11 protein-coding genes are annotated in these 17,592 nt (G+C 39.9%); all 11 read right to left on the bottom strand.

Annotation, left to right across the window (positions count from 1 at the left end; translation table 11 throughout):
• Nucleotides 1-20: 20 nt before the first annotated feature.
• Nucleotides 21-458 (bottom strand): hypothetical protein, encoded by a 438-nt coding sequence (locus MKJ01_RS02145; RefSeq protein WP_241611290.1) that lies wholly within the window; start codon nucleotides 456-458, stop codon nucleotides 21-23.
• A gap of 88 nt (nucleotides 459-546) precedes the next feature.
• Nucleotides 547-3,126 carry a TonB-dependent receptor gene (locus MKJ01_RS02140; RefSeq protein ID WP_241611292.1) on the bottom strand — a complete coding sequence of 860 codons (2,580 nt, stop codon included), beginning with the start codon at nucleotides 3,124-3,126 and terminating at the stop codon, nucleotides 547-549.
• Between the two features lie 209 nt (nucleotides 3,127-3,335).
• Nucleotides 3,336-4,196 (bottom strand): carboxylating nicotinate-nucleotide diphosphorylase, encoded by an 861-nt coding sequence (gene nadC / locus MKJ01_RS02135; RefSeq protein WP_241611294.1) that lies wholly within the window; start codon nucleotides 4,194-4,196, stop codon nucleotides 3,336-3,338.
• 10 nt (nucleotides 4,197-4,206) lie between these two features.
• Complete coding sequence (gene nadB / locus MKJ01_RS02130; protein ID WP_241611296.1) at nucleotides 4,207-5,778, bottom strand: L-aspartate oxidase; 1,572 nt, start codon at nucleotides 5,776-5,778, stop codon at nucleotides 4,207-4,209.
• Between the two features lie 29 nt (nucleotides 5,779-5,807).
• Nucleotides 5,808-6,431, bottom strand: a complete 624-nt coding sequence (locus MKJ01_RS02125) for an NAD(P)H-dependent oxidoreductase (RefSeq protein WP_241611297.1) — start codon at nucleotides 6,429-6,431, stop codon at nucleotides 5,808-5,810.
• Nucleotides 6,432-6,566: 135 nt separating this feature from the next.
• Nucleotides 6,567-8,558 carry a T9SS type B sorting domain-containing protein gene (locus tag MKJ01_RS02120; protein ID WP_241611299.1) on the bottom strand — a complete coding sequence of 664 codons (1,992 nt, stop codon included), beginning with the start codon at nucleotides 8,556-8,558 and terminating at the stop codon, nucleotides 6,567-6,569.
• Between the two features lie 86 nt (nucleotides 8,559-8,644).
• Nucleotides 8,645-10,897: a T9SS type B sorting domain-containing protein gene (locus tag MKJ01_RS02115; protein WP_241611301.1), complete on the bottom strand. Its 2,253-nt coding sequence runs from the start codon at nucleotides 10,895-10,897 to the stop codon at nucleotides 8,645-8,647.
• A 162-nt stretch (nucleotides 10,898-11,059) separates the two neighbouring features.
• The gene (gene rnhA, locus MKJ01_RS02110; protein ID WP_241611304.1) at nucleotides 11,060-11,536 is read right to left on the bottom strand and encodes a ribonuclease HI; all 477 of its coding nucleotides are present in this window, start codon (nucleotides 11,534-11,536) and stop codon (nucleotides 11,060-11,062) included.
• A gap of 84 nt (nucleotides 11,537-11,620) precedes the next feature.
• Nucleotides 11,621-13,210 carry a replicative DNA helicase gene (dnaB, locus tag MKJ01_RS02105; RefSeq protein WP_241611305.1) on the bottom strand — a complete coding sequence of 530 codons (1,590 nt, stop codon included), beginning with the start codon at nucleotides 13,208-13,210 and terminating at the stop codon, nucleotides 11,621-11,623.
• Between the two features lie 129 nt (nucleotides 13,211-13,339).
• Entirely contained in the window at nucleotides 13,340-15,409 is a 2,070-nt protein-coding gene (locus MKJ01_RS02100) for a T9SS type B sorting domain-containing protein (RefSeq protein ID WP_241611306.1), read from the bottom strand.
• Nucleotides 15,410-15,499: 90 nt separating this feature from the next.
• Nucleotides 15,500-17,578 carry a T9SS type B sorting domain-containing protein gene (locus MKJ01_RS02095; RefSeq protein WP_241611307.1) on the bottom strand — a complete coding sequence of 693 codons (2,079 nt, stop codon included), beginning with the start codon at nucleotides 17,576-17,578 and terminating at the stop codon, nucleotides 15,500-15,502.
• Between the last annotated feature and the right edge of the window lie 14 nt (nucleotides 17,579-17,592).

The raw sequence follows: 17,592 nt of genomic DNA, 5'->3' as shown, positions 1-17,592 counted from the left end.
AAATTGTTGATGTTAAATATTTATGCCCCAAAGACTCTTGTCCAAGGGAAAGCGAATGCGAATAAACCGACTGCAATTAATCCCATAATTACTACACTTAAAGAAAGGGTAGGGTTGACTTTTACTTTCTTGTAAACGACTGTCATCAGGATGGCTGCAATCAACATAGAAAACGGATGTTCCACATATTGGAATCTTGAATAAGAATCACTCATCAATGTTCCGGATGACAAAGCGGCTTTAACTGCCGGGGAAACCAATAGTAAAACGATCCCTGCCAGAAACTGAACGTGGAAGAAAATCATTGTAAAAAGGGTGATCTTTTTCAGGTACTTATTTATTTTCCCGCTGAAACCGAACATGGTTGTTAAAAGGGCAATAACAAATAGAGTCACCAAAAGAATTTCCAAATATCCGATTCCTTTATGCGCGCTCAGTAAAATCTTGTAAAAATCCATAATCTATTTTCTTTTTTTCTGACACAAATATAGCAAAAATCCCGGCGAAAAGCCGGGATGGATATATAATAAAATCTAATGTTTTTTATTAGAAGTTGAATGATAAAGTTGCAGCCCATGTTCTTCCGAATCCGAAGAATACTTGGTTGCTTGTATCTAATCCCTTGTAGAAGTTAGCAGAATTATTTATATAAGCATCATATTTTTGTTGGGCAGTTGTTGTTACTCCTCCAGAAGTTGTTGTAGTAAAATCTGATAATTGTTTTACGTGATTACTTGTATTTGATTCTGCAATATAAGTGGTATCAAACAAATTGTATACATTACCTCTGATAGTAAAATACTGCTGCTTATTATTAAGATTGATTTTATAGGAAAGCCCTAGATCAAATAAGTTGAAGCTTGGCAATTCCAATGTTCCTCTTTGAGCAGCTGCCTGGCTTCTGAAATTGAAAGCATCTAAATTTGCATAAAGATTATTGGTATATCTCCATGTTGTATCAAAACTTAGGTTTTTTACAGGTTTCACTGTCACACCTAATGCAGCAGTCATCTGAGCAGCATCTCCTACTTTTACCTTATCCAAATAAAGAGTTGTTTCATTACTTGTACTTCCCGGGAAGTTAAGAGGTTGGTTGGTACTGTCTTCAAAAAGAGCTGCAGTAGCATTTCCTTTATAATACCAATCTCCTACCGAGAACATACCGTTTACGGTTAAGATATTATTTAGATTATAGCTGGCATCTACTTCCACACCCATGTGGAGCTCATTCAGACCATTCATTTCTACATATGCTGTTTTTCCGGCTACAATATCTCGAAGATTCGTTCTTCTTAAATATCTGTCGTCCCATGCTGTTCTGTAAAGATTCACGTTAGCATTAAAGTTTGAAGATCTGAAACCGTATCCAAGCTCTAATCCAAAGATTTTTTCATTCGTTAAATCTTGTGCTACAATATTTTCATTACTTCTGTATACAGCATTGAAAAACGGTTGTCTTTCATAATACCCGATATTACCGAATACGTTGTGATGTTCGTTAATGTTGTAGTTTAATCCTCCTTTTACATTAAATCCGAAAAGATTTTTGAATCCTGTTTTTGTATTCATGATCTCTCCTTTCTTGGATTTTGTAACTCCGTCAATAAGAAAATTGTCGATTCTCTGGAAGCCTTGATTTGAAACTGATCCCTGAACAAAAGCTGAAATTTTATCGTTCGTATATTCAAACTGTCCGAAAGCACCATACCAAAGTACTTCACCATCATTGTTAAATCCGATTCTTTCGCTGATGTCATTAATTTTTCCACCAAAAGGATTCCAGGAAGGCTGAGGATTAGAGGTGGCAGTTACGAGATTTACGGGATTATTTTTATTGTTTTTATCAAGATATCCTGATCCGCCCAATAGATCGGAAACAACCTGATAGTGGTATCCATAATAATATCTGGCATCAATACCTGTAGTAAATTTCATGTTTTCGTTCAGTGTATGATTAAAACTTGAAATTACACCAAACCAGTTATGCGAGTTGATAGACGCATTTCTGATCAAAACTCCTTTATCAGGCGTAGAAGCTTGGTTAGCTGCGTAAATAGCATCAAAGTTATAAAGCCCAGTTACAGGATCTCTGAATGTTGATAAGCTTTTACCGTTTGCACTCCCCGTTGTATTTGTTCCGCCGCCTCTACCGAAAGATGCATAAACTACCGTATTCAGTTTTGATTTTTCACTCATCGTCCAGTCCCAGTTTAAGGACATTACTGGCTTATGATAATAGTTTACTCTTGCAGAATATTCTTCTCCATTCAGATAACCCCAATCTGAGTTATATCTTCTGTTTGGCGTGCCATCATGATCAGGATTATACTTTATGTAATCTGCAATAGCAACAGCGTATGATCTTTGGTTGTGCCATTGAGGAGCACCAGTAATGGTAAATTGGAAATCATGTTTCTTATTAGGCTGATATCCCAGTGCAAAATAGTAATTGTATCCTTCAAATTTAGTTCCGTCGGCATACATAGAACCAGCTGTTCTACTCATTAAGAATGAAGAAGACCATCCTTTTGCAGATTTTCCGGTGTTATAAGCAAATAAAGTTTTAAGATAATCATTATTACCTACACCCAATGATACAATACCACCTTGTTTTTTATCTGCTGCTCTTGTTAAAATATTTACCGTGCCTCCTACAGATGCAATAGCCAATTTAGAAGAACCTAATCCTCTCTGAACCTGCATTGCAGAAGTAACATCGGATAGACCTGACCAGTTTGACCAGTAAACAGCCCCGGTCTCCATATCATTTACAGGCATACCATTTACCATTACGGCAATATTATTCTGGTTAAAACCTCTGATGTTTAATTTCGAGTCTCCAAAACCTCCTCCTGCTTTAGTTGCATATACGGATGGAGTTGTATTCAGGATCTCAGGAAATTCCTGGTTTCCTAATCTTTCAACGATTTGTGCTTCTTTAATTGTAGAAACAGCTACCGGAGTTTTTCTATCCTTTGCGATATCTGCAACTCCGATTAACACTACCTCATCAATGTCTTTAGATCTTGTGTCTTTTACAGTATCCTGAACCTGTTGAGCATAATAAACGCTTGCTGTAGATAAAGTAATTATCGCGGTAAGCATTGATTTGTTGATTAATTTCATAATCGTTAGTAATAGTTAGATTTAATTTTCTGCAAAAATGAGAAAATAAAAATTAACTAATATTAACTGTATGTTAATTTTTAACTAATCTTAACAAAATTTAATCGATTGATTTGCAATGTATTGAATAATAATTTTGATCTTACATGAGAAAAAGGACATTGTCGAATATTTAATAGAATGGTGCTATTTTTATTAAATATTTAATACTATTTCATGGCTTTAAGGCTTAAATCCATATTCTCGGCAGAATGGGTAAGTGCACCTGCAGAAATATAAGTTACCCCGGTAGAAGCTACTTCTTTCAATTGGTCGCGGGTAATACCGCCGGATGCTTCGGTTTCACATGCGCCGTTAATCATTTGTACAGCCTTTGCCATAGTAGGCACATCCATATTATCAAGCATGATCCTGTCCACCTTTGCCTTAATGGCTTCTTTAACTTCCTCCAGGTTTCTGGTTTCTACTTCAATTTTCAGCTTCTTTTTATTTTTTTTGATGTATTCTTTAGCCATTTTTACGGCATTGGTAATACTTCCGTTGTAGTCGATGTGATTATCTTTCAGCATGATCATATCGTAAAGCCCGTAACGATGATTGGTTCCGCCACCAATTGCGACCGCCCATTTTTCACAGACTCTGAAATTAGGAGTGGTTTTCCTCGTATCCAAAAGTTTGGTTTTGGTTCCGATTAATCTTGAATCCCAATCATGAGTAAGTGTGGCGATGCCACTCATACGCTGCATACAGTTTAATACCAGCCTTTCAGTAGAAAGAATAGACCTTGCACTTCCTTTTACAATGAAAGCAATATCACCTATTTTTACGGCATCTCCATCTTTTACAAAGGTTTCAACCTGCAGATTTTTATCAAATGTTTTAAAAATAATTTCAGCCAGTTCCACACCTGCCAGGATGCAGTCCTGTTTTACGAGAAGCTTTGCACTCTGCTCAAGATCTTTGGGAATGGTAGAGAGTGTAGAATGATCACCATCATGGATATCTTCTTCCAAAGCATTTTTGATAAACTGTTTTAAAACTTTGTCAGTAACGTATGCCGGTCTTTTCATGTGTATGCTTTTAAACTAAATCTTTATTATAAAATGCGCCTTTATTTTCCGTCATTTCCATAGACTGGGTAATGATGAGGTGGGCAACAGTTGTTAAATTTCTTAATTCGGATAACTGCGGCGAAAGAATGGAGTAGTGGTAAATCTCATTTACAGCAGCAGCGATTTCCTGGTGTTTCTGTAAAGCCATATTGAGCCGGCGGTTGCTTCTTACAATTCCAACCAGGTCGCTCATCATTTCCTGAAGCTGCTTTCTTAGATAGGAAACAATCACCATTTCATCCATAATTTTCATGCCTTCTTCATTCCATTCAGGCACGGCTTTTAAATCATCAAAGTTGAAATTATTTTCATGCAATAAGTCAACCGTTTTCATGGCGGCATTGTGTCCGAACACCAAACCTTCCAGTAAGGAGTTCGAAGCCAGTCGGTTGGCGCCGTGAAGTCCGGAGTTTGTACACTCTCCGACGGCAAAAAGGTTCCTGATCGACGACTGTCCGTCTTTATCCACTTCGATACCGCCCATTAAATAATGGCATGCCGGGACAACAGGAATCAGCTGTTTGAAAGGATCGATCCCTTCATCTTTACATTTCTTATAGATATTAGGAAAATGTTCCAGGAATTTTTCCTTATTCATTTCCTTGCAGTCCAGGCCTACATATTCGTCTCCGGTAATTTTCATTTCGGCATCAATTGCTCTTGCTACAATATCCCGGGACGCCAGTTCTTCACGCTCATCATATTTATGCATGAATTTTTCGCCTCTCTTTGTTCTCAGTTTGGCTCCGTCACCACGAACGGCTTCAGAAATTAAAAACAGCATGCCGTCTATTTTGCTATATAGGGCTGTAGGATGAAACTGGTAATACTGCATATTGGAAACCTTGCCCTTCGCTCTGGCTACAAATGCAATTCCGTCTCCTGTTGCAATAGTTGGGTTGGTGGTGTTTTTATAGACATGGCCCGCTCCTCCTGTAGCTACCAGGGTAATTTTAGAGGTGATCTTTTTGATTCTTTTAGACTTTTCATCTAAAATATAGGCACCGTAACAGTGGATGTCTCCTTCATTGAGCTCTTTTCCCGGAACATGGTGTTGTGTAATGATATCAATCACATAATGATGATCCAGAATCTCGATGTTCTTGCTTTTGTTGACGGTTTCCAGCAAGGCTCTTTCAATTTCAAAGCCGGTAATGTCTTTATGGTGAACGATTCTGTTTTCTGTATGTCCGCCTTCTCTGCCTAGAGCAAATTCTCCGTTCTTCATGTCGAAGTTTGCGCCCCATTCTACAATTTCGTTGAATCTGGCAGGTGCTTCCTTTACCACCATTTCTACCACATCAAACTTGCTTTCGCCATCCCCGGCTCGCATGGTGTCTTCAATATGTTTGCTGAAATTATCATTTTTAGAATCTGTAACCACTGCAAGTCCACCCTGTGCGTATTTGGTATTGCTTTCATCCTCATCAGACTTGGTTACGATAATTATTTTGGCATCAGGAAACTGCTCAGAAGTTTTAATGGCATAGGAAAGTCCTGAAATTCCGGAACCGATTACTAATACATCCGCTTTTATCATTATGCTTGCTTTAGGTACAAAGCTCTAAATTAAATAAATTTAAACAATTTCTCGTTTGGTTTTCTCACTTTTTTCAGATGCTGGAAATGATCTTCCTCTGAACGGTAGCCTAAAGCAAGGGTAACGGTCGCTTTTTCGATGTCAGAATTTATTTCTAAAATTTCTTCAATAACTTCCTGGCGGAAACCTTCCATGGGGCAAGTGTCTACATTCTCAATAGCGGCAGCATACATAAGGTTAGCCAGAACGATATATGACTGCTTTTCTGCCCAATTGAAAATGTCATCATGGTTTTTCTGAATATGCTGGTCTATGCTGTTTCTGAAAGGATCTAAAGTTTCCAAAGGTGTTTCCCGCACTTCTGAAATATGCCTGAAATAGCCGTTAAGATAATTTTCTTCAACCGTTCTTTTAGAAATAATAACAATTAAATGAGAACAGGTGGAGATTTGCGATGGATTATAGAAAGCCGGAATCAGTTTCTGCTTCATGGCTTCGCTTTCAACAACCACCATTTTATACGGCTGAAGACCCAGAGAGCTTGCAGATAATTTTCCTGACTCAAGAATATTAGAAAGGATTTCCTGAGGGATGATTTTCCGGTTAAATTTTTTTACAGAATATCTTCTGCTTAAAGCTTCTAAATAATTCATATTACAAATTTAAGAATAGAATGCGAATTAAATAAGAGTAAGGCAAAATATCTCATTCTAAATAAGGGATTAAAAAAAGACCACTTCAAATAATTTGAAGTGATCTTTTTGAATATGCAGAATGGTTATTTACATTTAATCCCTGTTTTTAACGAGTATCCAGCCCGAATACTTTACAGGGGTATTTTTCTTGTCGTTTTCCTTCCATGATACGGAGAACCAGTAATTTCCCGTAGAGACTTTCCTACCTGCGGCTGTGCCGTCCCATTTGTATCTGTTTTCTTTGGTTGCCGTATGAAGCTGTGTTCCATAGCGGTCAAACACATTAAATACAAGGTTTTGTTTACCGGCCAGTGCTGAATAATCAATACCGTCATTAACGCCGTCTCCGTTCGGAGTAATAACATTGATGATATTCGGAACCACGATGGTAATGTCAATCGGCTCACAGTCATAAGCATCTTTTATATAGATCTTGGCATCGCCTCGTGAAATATTCTTGAACTCATTAGAATCCTGCCAGTTAATTCCGTCCATGGAATAGCGGTACGGAGCAGTTCCCCCGGTGGCGTATACTGTAACGGTACTGCCGGAAATATCAACACTTGAAATCACGGGCTGTTCCGAAGGATATACTTTAACCTCCTGTCTGGAAACACAATTTCCGCTTTTTAATTTTACCCAATAGGTGCCCACTCCTACATTGTTAATTGCCTGAGTGGTTGCTCCGGTACTCCATTCGTAGCCTGTGAATCCAGGTCCCGCATCCAACGTTGTTTTGTCTTCCATACAGATGATTTTATCTTCAAGAACATTGGAAAAAACAGGGGAAATAACCTCTAATGTTACTTTAGCAATACTGAAACACCCGAAGGTATTGCTTACCCTGATGTAAATTACTCCCGCCGGAGCAATGTAATTAAGTGAATTTCCAATCTCGTTAGTCTGATTTTGGGCATCTGCTAAAGAAGGATAGTATTTTTTAGTAATTCCTGTTGAGGTACCTATTACCGGCGCTGTAGTCAGATTAAAGAGTCCGGTAGAAGGATTGCTTTCAATAAAACAGGTTCTTAAAGTGGCGTCTGTCGTGCTGACTGTCGGGGCAACTTTCAATGCGATTGTTGCATCATTGTTATCACATAGCACGGATGAAGGATCTTTAATAACCACAGAAATATTGGTATCAGCACTGTACTGGAAATTTGTAGGGTTTGCAATCGGAGTTCCGCTCCCTGTGATATAATAGGTGAAATTATAATTGGCTGGGTTAGCGGTAAGCTGAGGATTAAATGTGGTAAGGTCAACAGTTGACATTCCTGCAAGATCAGGGCAGATGTTTTTTGTAATGGCAGCTTGCAGCAAAGGAATTTTATCTACGAAAACCTTTACGTTTTTGATCGAGTGTCTTGATCTGTTTCCTCCCGTAGATGCTGAGAAACCGAAATATCCCACGGTCATAGCAGCAGCTGCTCCGGATGGAGCAAAAGACTGGTTGCATATGAGCGTGCCGTTTATGGTGATTTTCACAATCCAGTTGGCCGGAGCCGCAGGATCCACTTCTGCAGATACTTCTACGTGTTTGTATGCAGTTCCCTGAAAGGGAAGAGTAGTATTCATGTCGGGAGAATGGAATGAACTTCCGGGAATATTGAAATATTCTACATTGTTGCTGTCGGTCGTATTCGCCACCTGGCCGTATGCAACGTGTACCTTACTCATTACCGCGGTCGTTGTATTGTTATAAGTGTCAAATCCGGTAATAAAACCAACCGCATTCTGGGAGACGCCAAGACCAGATCCTAAAACACTTGCCACAGGCGGATTAGCCAGATACCAGAATGCAATGCCGTCTCCGTTGGCTGTCTGGTTGGAATCCATTCTGAAATCAAATTCCACTCTCCATTTATCGCAATATTTTAAGTTGATCGGTTCATTAAGCCTGATCGAGCCTGATTGGTTATTGGAGTCGGGAGTCAGCTGAATAAAGTCAGTATTAACTACTGTAGGGGCAACCATTGTCCATCCCGTTGTACTCACAGGATTTCCTGTAAGCTGGTAGGTTTGTGAAAACAGGTGATTAGAAAATAAGAGTATAAAGAAAAATAAAAAAGTATACTTTTTTTTCATGAGATAAAGTTTATTGGTTTGAGTGGTGGTGTATTTAGTTTTATTAAAAAAGACCACTCCGCGAGGGAATGATCTTTTAATATGAATTATTCTATATTTTTTACCAATACCCAGCCGTTATATACGGTTTGAGTATTATTTTTATCATTTTCATTCCATGTAACAGAATACCAATACGTTCCTGTCATTACTTTTTTGCCGCCGGCAGTCCCGTCCCATTTGTAATTTCTTATTTTATCGGCTTCATATAATTTGTTTCCATATCTGTCATAAATGGTGAAAACAAGGTTTTTCTTATATGCCAGCGCGCTGTAATCGATCACATCATTCACATTATCTCCGTTGGGTGTAATGGCATTAATCAGATTCGGAACAGTAACCTGTACACTAATCGGATTACAGTTGTAGAAGTCTTTTACATACACTATCGCTTCGCCCCTGGGCAATCCTATGAAGATGTTGGAGTCCTGCCAGTTTATCCCGTCTAAAGAATATTTGTAAGGTGCTTTTCCGCCGCTTACATTTACCGTAATCGTTGTATTGGTAATATCAATTTTTGTGATAACAGGTTGTGAGGCTGGATTAACTTTTACGATCTGTATCGCTGTACATGGTCCGGATTTCAGCTGAACCCAGTACTGTCCGGGAGAAACATCCTGAATAGCCTGAGTCGTTTCCCCTGTGCTCCAAAGATAAGTGTCGAATCCCGGGCCTGCATCAAGTGTGGTTTTTGCATCAATACAGATCGTTTTGTCTTTTAAAACAGCAGAATATACAGGAGGCAGAACTTTCAGGGTTATTTTAACAATGACGAAACAGTTTGCCGTATTGGAGATCCTCACATAAACTGTCGAAGATGTTGAAATATAGGCTAAGGTGTTCTGGATGATATTTGTTCCTGCCAAAGCATCAGACATGGTTGTGTGATACGTTTTAACAATACCTGAAGCGCTCGTTACGTTAGCTTGTGTAAGATTAAAAGAAGCAGTTGTAGGTGCACTTTGAATAAAACATGATTCTAATACAGCATCATTCGATACGATAGGAGGGAAGAATGCCAATGTGATGGCGGCAGATCCTACACATCCCTGTGGTGTGGTTACTTTTACATATACGGTTCCGGCTGCAGACAGGTATGCATTAGGATTGGTTATAGGATTGATTCCGGCATTAAGGTCAGACAAGGTTTTGTAGTAAATCTTGGTTGATCCGGCCGGTTCATTTACATTGGCGAGCGTAAGGTTATATGTTGCCATTCCCGCATTATTATTGTTGCATGCGGTCAATGTGGCAGGTGTTGCCGTAAAAGGAGCAAGGGATAAAATGATCTTTGCATCCGGATTGTCACATAATACCCCGGAATTATCTTTAATCAAAACGGAAACTGTTGTGTTCCCGCTGAACTGGTAGTTGGCAGGGTTCGTGATTAGCGTACCTGCTACGCTGTAAGAAAACGTATAATTCGCCGGATTGGCCACAAACTGGTTCTGATAATTTGTCAGATTCACGGTTCCCTGTCCGGTAGTTGGATTAGGGCAAAAGCTGGCTGAAACAGAAGGCTGATTGATGGAAACTTTATCCGTGTAAATTTTAGCATTCTTAATAGAGTGCCTTGCACTTGCCGCTCCTGTAGAAGCTGAAAAGCCGAAGTATCCCTGGGTCATCCCGATTGCACCTCCGGATGGGGCAAAAGACTGGTTAACAACTACGGTACCATCTATCTTTATATTGATGATCCAATTCGCCGGATTTGCAGGGTCTACCTGTCCCAATACTTCCACATGCTTGTAGGTAGCTCCTACAAATGGCTGGGTCGGGTTAAGGTCTGCCGTATGGAACGTGCTTCCTGCCGTATTGTTGAATTCGATGTTTGATCCGGCAGTATTATTGGTGCCGTAAAGTACATGAACTTTACTCATCTGTCCCTCAGTGCTGTTGTTGAAGATATCAAATCCTACCATTAATCCGGTAGAGTTAGCGGGGATTCCTAATCCACCGCCCTGAGTGTAGGATGCAGGCGGATTGGCCAGATACCAGAATGCAAAACCATCTCCTCGTCCATAGCTGGTGGTTCCGTTTCCGTCTATTCTGAAATCAAATTCCACCCTCCATTTATCACAGAATTTAAGATTAATGGGGGCATTCAGTTTGACACCACCGACCTGAGAAGTCTGATCTGCGGTAAGTTGTACAAAGTCACCACTAACAACTGCTGATGGAACAACATCCCACCCGGTAGTATTGACCGGATTTCCCGTTAATTGATACGTTTGGGCAGAAATTTTTCCGAAAAAGCAGCATAAAAAAAGGGTGAAATAAGCCAGTAGTTTTTTATTCATGTATTGTAATACTTAAATTGTATGGGTCAAAGATATTAAATCCCAATCAATTTATATGTATTCAATGTTAATTTTACTGAATTTGATGGTTATTTTATAATAAATGATAAGTTAAGAGAGATAATGCTTAAAAATTTCAACTTGAATTTATTTTTAAGATAATCAGAACAGTGCATTATTTTCAAGATTTTCAAAATAGGCATCAACCTCTAAATCATCTGATGCAGCAGCTGCTACAGCAAGCTTATCGCATAATTCATTCTCAAAATGTCCTGCATGACCTTTGATCCAGTGCATTTTTGGGCAATGGATATTATAAAGTACCACAAACTTTTGCCAGAGATCAGGGTTTTTAACATTCTTCCAGCGTCTTTTGACCCATCCCTGCAGCCAGTTTTGATTAATGGCATCTGCTACATATTTGCTGTCCGTATAAATATGGATATCATTATCAGGAGACTTCAGCTTTTCCAAGGCTGTAATAACGGCCAGAAGTTCCATTCTGTTGTTGGTGGTTTTCCGGAAACCTTTCGAGAATGTTTTCTGATATTTTTTTTCGGGAACACGCATGAGAATTCCGTATCCGCCCTTCCCCGGATTTCCGCTGCATGCTCCGTCGGTGTATATTTCTATTTTCAATTATATAATGATTGAATTCTGAATTTTTATGTTGATGATCAGTACTTTGCTGATTAATGAAGGCTTTACTGTTGTTTAATTATATTAAAACGGGAAATCATCATCGTCATCAAAATCATTCATTGAAGATCCGGACACCTGCGATTTATTCGGCAGGTCAAATGCCGCGCCCGGCTGAATGGTTGTTTTGATTTTATCAAAACCGCTGGGCTCGTTAGGCCCGAAACTGGAAGGATAACCGCCGCCCCCGCCGTCAAATGCAGCTTCAACATCCCCGAATTTTGCAAAATGTTTAAGGAATGAAAGTCTTACATCAGCTGTTGCCCCATTTCTGTGTTTTGCGATAATAAGTTCTGCCTGGTTTTCCGTTGAGGTTTCCTGGCCTTCTTCGTCATTATCCCAAACGGTAATTTTATAATATTCCGGCCTGAAGATGAAAGATACGATATCCGCATCCTGCTCAATAGCTCCGGATTCCCTGAGGTCAGAAAGCTGTGGCCGTTTCCCGGGACGGGTTTCCACACTCCTCGAAAGCTGGGAAAGTGCAATAACCGGCACATTAAGTTCTTTTGCAATGGCTTTTAGTGAACGTGAAATCATGGAAATTTCCTGTTCACGGTTCCCTGCTCCTTTTCCGCCTCCGCCTGCGGTCATCAGCTGGAGATAATCGACCATGATAATTCTTACCCCATGCTGCATAACAAGCCTCCTGCATTTTGCACGGAAGTCAAAAATCGATAGGGAAGGGGTTTCATCAATATACAAAGGCGCATTTTCCAATTCCGATACATTGGAGAACAGTCTCTGCCATTCTTCGTCATCTAAGGTTCCTTTTCTTAATTTTTCTGAAGAAATTCTTGTTTCAGAGGCAATCATTCTGGTGATCAGCTGTACCGAAGCCATCTCCAGAGAAAATAAAGCCATCGGGACTTTATGTCCTACCGCAATATTTCTTGCCATGGAAAGTAAAAATGCCGTTTTTCCCATGGCGGGACGTGCTGCAATAATAATCAAATCTGAATTCTGCCAGCCTCCGGTTTCTTTATCCACATCACGGAAACCCGAAGGCACCCCTGAAAGCCCTTCTTTGTCTTTTAATGACTTAATGGTTTCAATTGCCTGCTTTACCAGTGAGTTGGCCGTATCAAATCCTTTTTTGATCGTTCCGTTCGTGATCTCAAAAAAGGACTGCTCCGCTTTGTCCAAAAGCTCAAATACGTCTGTCGATTCTTTATAGGAAGCATCAATAACATTTGCAGAAACATTAATCAGGCTCCTTAAAATATATTTTTCAAGGATAACACGTACGTGATATTCAATGTGGGCTGATGAACTTACGCCCATGGTCAGGTCAATAAGATAGTTGTCTCCGCCTGCCTGGCTTAATTTATCTTCCTTTTTCAGCGCCTGAATGATCGTCATCAGATCGACAGGCTGGTTGCCTTCGTATAATTTTAAAACAGTGGCAAAAATGACACTGTGTCTGGGATCATAGAAAACTTCCGGTGTTAATAAATCTATAGATTCGTCAAGCCCTTTCTTATCAATCAAAAAAGTACCGATCACCAGTCTTTCGAATTCTAATGCATTAGGAGGGAGTTTTCCGTCAGCAATTGAAAGCTCTTTTGCAAAGTTTCCATTCGTTAATGAAGATAGAGTTTCTTTCTGCGCCATAATGATGCAAAGATAGTTTTTTTGGAAAACAAGTTACTAACAAGTTACTCCCAATATTGGGATAGTATCCGAAAGCGGAAATAAAAAATCACCCCAAATTGAGGTGATTTTTACGTATTTGAAAATTTATTATTTTATATTTTTTACCAGTATCCATCCGCTGTATTTGGTCGGTGTACTGTTCTTATTGTTTTCATTCCATGTAATCGTGTACCAATATGTTCCTGTCATTACTTTTTTGCCACCGGTAGTTCCGTCCCATTTGTAATCTCTCATTTTATCAGCAGTGTACATCATGTTTCCGTATCGGTCATATATGGTGAATACCAAATTTTTCTTATAAGACAGCGCTGAATAGTCTATGTAATCATTGACGTTATCTCCGTTCGGCGTAATGGCATTGATCAGGTTTGGAACAGTAACCTGTACTTCGATAGGATTACAGTCGTAAGCATCTTTTACATACACCTTATTTTCTCCTCTCGGAAGACCTGTAAACACATTGGAATCCTGCCAGTTTATTCCGTCCAAAGAATACTTGTATGGTGGTTTTCCTCCGTTTACCGTTACTGTGAATGAATCATTGGTGATCTCAATGTTGGTGATAACGGGCTGTACAGAAGCATTTACCTTCACTTCCTGTAATGTCCAGCATTGCCCTGTTTTTAATTTTACCCAATAAGCTCCTGCACCAACATTGGTGATAGACTGGGTGGTTGCTCCTGTGCTCCATTCATAGCCATCAAAGCCGGCTCCTGCATCTAAAGTTGTCGTATCTTCTATACAGATGATTTTGTCTTTCAGGACATTTGATTTTACAGGAGGTAAAACTTTTAACGTGATTTTGGAAATTGCATAACATCCTTTTTCGCTTATAACTCTTACATAAACAACCCCGCTGGTTGAAACATATGGATCCGCTATTACAATCGGATTGATCCCGGCAATGGCATCCGCCTGTGTTTTATAAAACACTTTTGTATGTCCCGTTTGTGAAGTTACGTTAGCCAGATTTAAATTAAAAGCGGCAGATGTTACATTAAACTCAATAAAACAAGATTCCATACTGGCATCGTAAGCAATTACTTTAGGATGGAATGCCAGGTTTACGGTGGTATCGCCAATGCATCCTGCGGAGGTTATTACTTTTACATATAATGTTTTTTCGCCGGATACATAGTTGTTTGTATTTTGGATTTCATTAACACCCGCATTAAGGTCATTCAGCGTAAGATAAAATTTCTTAGTTGCAGTAGCGTCAAAATAAACATCAGCAGTAGTAAGATTAAATGTCCCGGTAGTTGCTCCGTTATTGGCGCAGGCAAAAACAGTAGTGTTATGGACGGGGATTTCACCTAATTTGAATTTAAATGATCCTGTCTGTCTGCAGGCATTCAGTGGATTGTCTGGATCGGCAGGATCCTGATAATGAATGCTGTAATAATAAGTGCTTGTTGCATCAACTGTAATGGGTGCTGTAACAGGCGCTGTCCCGAATAAGGCATCATTAGCAGTAGTGTGATAGCTGATAATAAAGTTCGGATTTCCATTTAAAATTTCTGCTGACAGTGTGCTGAAGTCAAACATTCCCGGTAAAGGGCAGGTTTCCACTTCGTTCGGTCCGCCTGCAGGATTGGGGGTCCCTGGTGCAACAAAAGGGTTTGGAGCTAAAGTGGGGTCAGTAAAGGCTGAAGATAGGGTAGCCGTTCCTCCCCAGGTTAATGAAAATCCATACGGGTTGCTTGGGATATAGTTATCAATAAGAAGATAGTAGGTCTCTCCTGCAATAACATCCAGAGGCTCTTCCCATTGGTCTCCCGTTATGGTGGAACTTAATCCTGTTGCACCGCTGGTTCCGGAAAAATTACATCTGATGGCATTCCCGAAATCCCATGTAGCACAATTGATATTGGGGCCATATACGGCAAAATCATAGTCATAGTGCAGTACATTGGGAACCGTATTCGGATTTATAGTGAATTCAATTGTTCCACTGGTAGCGGCGGTAAATACATACCATACTGAATAGTGCTCTACATCCAGGCAACTGTTGGCTGTTGCTTCCGGAATGGTGCCGTTGCTGCTTGGATTATAGGAAATATTTGAATTTCCACAAACAGGAATTGCTGAAATACAATCTGATTGTGAGAAAAGCAGTTGTGAAAAAAACAAAATAGTCAGCAGTAATAACTTCTTCATTAGAAATGATTTTTATTAAATAGTATTAGACTTATTAGAATGTGAAAAAAACCGCCTGGAAAAAGCGGTTTTTCTTTAGTTGTTTAAGAATTAGTCTCTGTTTTTTACCATCACCCATCCTGAAAATTTGAATGGAGTATTCTTTTTGTCATTTTCATTCCACGTTACAGAGTACCAATATGTTCCGGTAGATACTTTCTTGCCTCCGGTAGTCCCGTCCCATTTGAATCCGTTGGTTTTATCGGCCTGGGCAACCTTTACTCCGTATCGGTCAAAAATACTTAAAATTAAGTTTTGTTTGCCGGCTAATGCAGAATAATCAATCACATCATTCACTCCGTCTCCGTTTGGCGTGATCACATTAATCAGATTCGGCACTACAACAGTTACCGTAATCGGATCACAGTCATAACCATCCTTCACGTAAACCGTATGATCACCTCTTGGTATATTGTTAAAGATATTGGAATCCTGCCAGTTAATCCCATCAATTGAATATTTGTATGGAGCAGCTCCGCCTAAAACATTTACCGTAATGGTTGTGTTGGTAATGTCAATATTTGAAATAACAGGTTGCTCGGAAGGGTATACTTTAACCGCTTGTCTGGCAATACAATCCCCGGTTTTGAGTTCTACCCAGTATGTCCCTACCGTAACATCGGTAATTGACTGCGTAGTCGCGCCGGTACTCCACTTGTAGCCTGTGAATCCAGGGCCGGCATCCAGTGTTGTCGTATCTTCCATACAGATAATCTTGTCTTCAAGAACACTTGAATAAACAGGTGGTAATACAATTAAAGTTACTTTAACGATTTTATAACATCCGTTTGCATCCGTTACCTTAACAAACACAACGCCGTTAGGTGCAATATAAGTAGTCGCAGGTAAGATTTCATTAGTTCCGTTTATAGCATCCGCTACAGAAGGATAATAAGTTTTAACAGCTCCTGCCAGTGTTGTTACGGCGGCCGTATTAAGATTAAACAAAGCCGTTGAAGGGTTTGTTTCAATAAAACATGATCTCAAAGTAGCTTCGGTTACTGTGAAATCAGCATAAAAAGCTAACGTGATTTCAGCAACATCGGAACAGCCTTGCAGGGTTTCTACTTTTACATATATCTTACCGGTAGATGAAGTGAAATTGTAAGGATTGGTAATTTCATTAGTTCCTGCATTCAGGTCAGCCATGGTAGGATAATATTTTTTAATGGCTGTTGGATCAGTAGGCAATACATTGGCGGAGCTAAGGTCAAATACCGCAGTTCCCTGGTTGTTATTATTACACTCAGTCAGAGTGACATCAGTAGCTGAAATATTTCCTTGTTTAAACTTGAAGGTTCCTGTCTGCTTACACTTGCTGATTGCACTGTTTGGGTTAGCAGGATCCAGGTAGCTGATGCTGTAATAATATACCGCAGTAGTACTTACTGTTTGAGGAGTTGTAATCGGGTTGTTGCCGGTAAGTGCATCATTGGGATTTGTATGATAGCTTACGGTAAAATTCGGATTATTGTTAATAATACCTGAGGTCAATGTTGAAAAGTCAAATACAGCAGGATCGGTACAGATAATCACTTCATTTGGGCCTCCCGGAGTAGGGTTTGCAGTTCCCGGAGGGATGAAAGGATTAGGCTGAATCGTAGAGTTAAACGGAGAAGACAGGGTAGCAGTACCGCCCCAGCTTAATACGAATCCGTTGGCATTGGCTGAAAAGTTATCCACAATCAGATAGTAGGTTTCTCCGGCTATTACATCCAGATACTTTACAAAGCCGTCACCTCCTGCCCCTTCAGTAGTGTCGGTAGCAGTCATATTAAGTCCTGTAAGTCCTGTGCCGGAAGGTGCTGCATAAGAGCATCTTATGGGTGTGCCAAGACTGCCGCAGGCTTTGTTCGGTCCGAAAACGGCCCAGTCATAATCGGCTTGGGCATTCGGCGTGATCAGAAAGGTAAGTGTCCCGCTTGTCGAGGCGGTAAAGGTATACCATACAGAAAAGTGTTCGGTAGAAAGGCATCCGTTACCCAAAGGGCTTTCCTGAGTATTTCCGAATCCGCTCGGTGTATAGGAGAGGCTAGAATTCCCGCAGACGGCAAGGGCAGAAGTACAGTCTGACTGTGCGTAAAACATCTGAGCCAGAATGCTCAGAAAAATGAGTAAAGTTTTTTTCATGAAGGGGAAATTTT

Source organism: Chryseobacterium sp. SSA4.19 (genome assembly GCF_022601875.1).
Taxonomy (GTDB): Bacteria; Bacteroidota; Bacteroidia; order Flavobacteriales; family Weeksellaceae; genus Chryseobacterium.
Note: the sequence above shows the minus strand (reverse complement) of the source record. Positions and strands in the feature narration are given on the sequence as shown.

Coding starts and splice junctions, on each gene's coding strand:
- MKJ01_RS02145 (WP_241611290.1), bottom strand. CDS start 458: ATGGATTTTTACAAGATTTTACTGAGCGCGCATAAAGGAATCGGATAT.
- MKJ01_RS02140 (WP_241611292.1), bottom strand. CDS start 3,126: ATGAAATTAATCAACAAATCAATGCTTACCGCGATAATTACTTTATCT.
- nadC (WP_241611294.1), bottom strand. CDS start 4,196: ATGAAAAGACCGGCATACGTTACTGACAAAGTTTTAAAACAGTTTATC.
- nadB (WP_241611296.1), bottom strand. CDS start 5,778: ATGATAAAAGCGGATGTATTAGTAATCGGTTCCGGAATTTCAGGACTT.
- MKJ01_RS02125 (WP_241611297.1), bottom strand. CDS start 6,431: ATGAATTATTTAGAAGCTTTAAGCAGAAGATATTCTGTAAAAAAATTT.
- MKJ01_RS02120 (WP_241611299.1), bottom strand. CDS start 8,558: ATGAAAAAAAAGTATACTTTTTTATTTTTCTTTATACTCTTATTTTCT.
- MKJ01_RS02115 (WP_241611301.1), bottom strand. CDS start 10,897: ATGAATAAAAAACTACTGGCTTATTTCACCCTTTTTTTATGCTGCTTT.
- dnaB (WP_241611305.1), bottom strand. CDS start 13,210: ATGGCGCAGAAAGAAACTCTATCTTCATTAACGAATGGAAACTTTGCA.
- MKJ01_RS02100 (WP_241611306.1), bottom strand. CDS start 15,409: ATGAAGAAGTTATTACTGCTGACTATTTTGTTTTTTTCACAACTGCTT.
- MKJ01_RS02095 (WP_241611307.1), bottom strand. CDS start 17,578: ATGAAAAAAACTTTACTCATTTTTCTGAGCATTCTGGCTCAGATGTTT.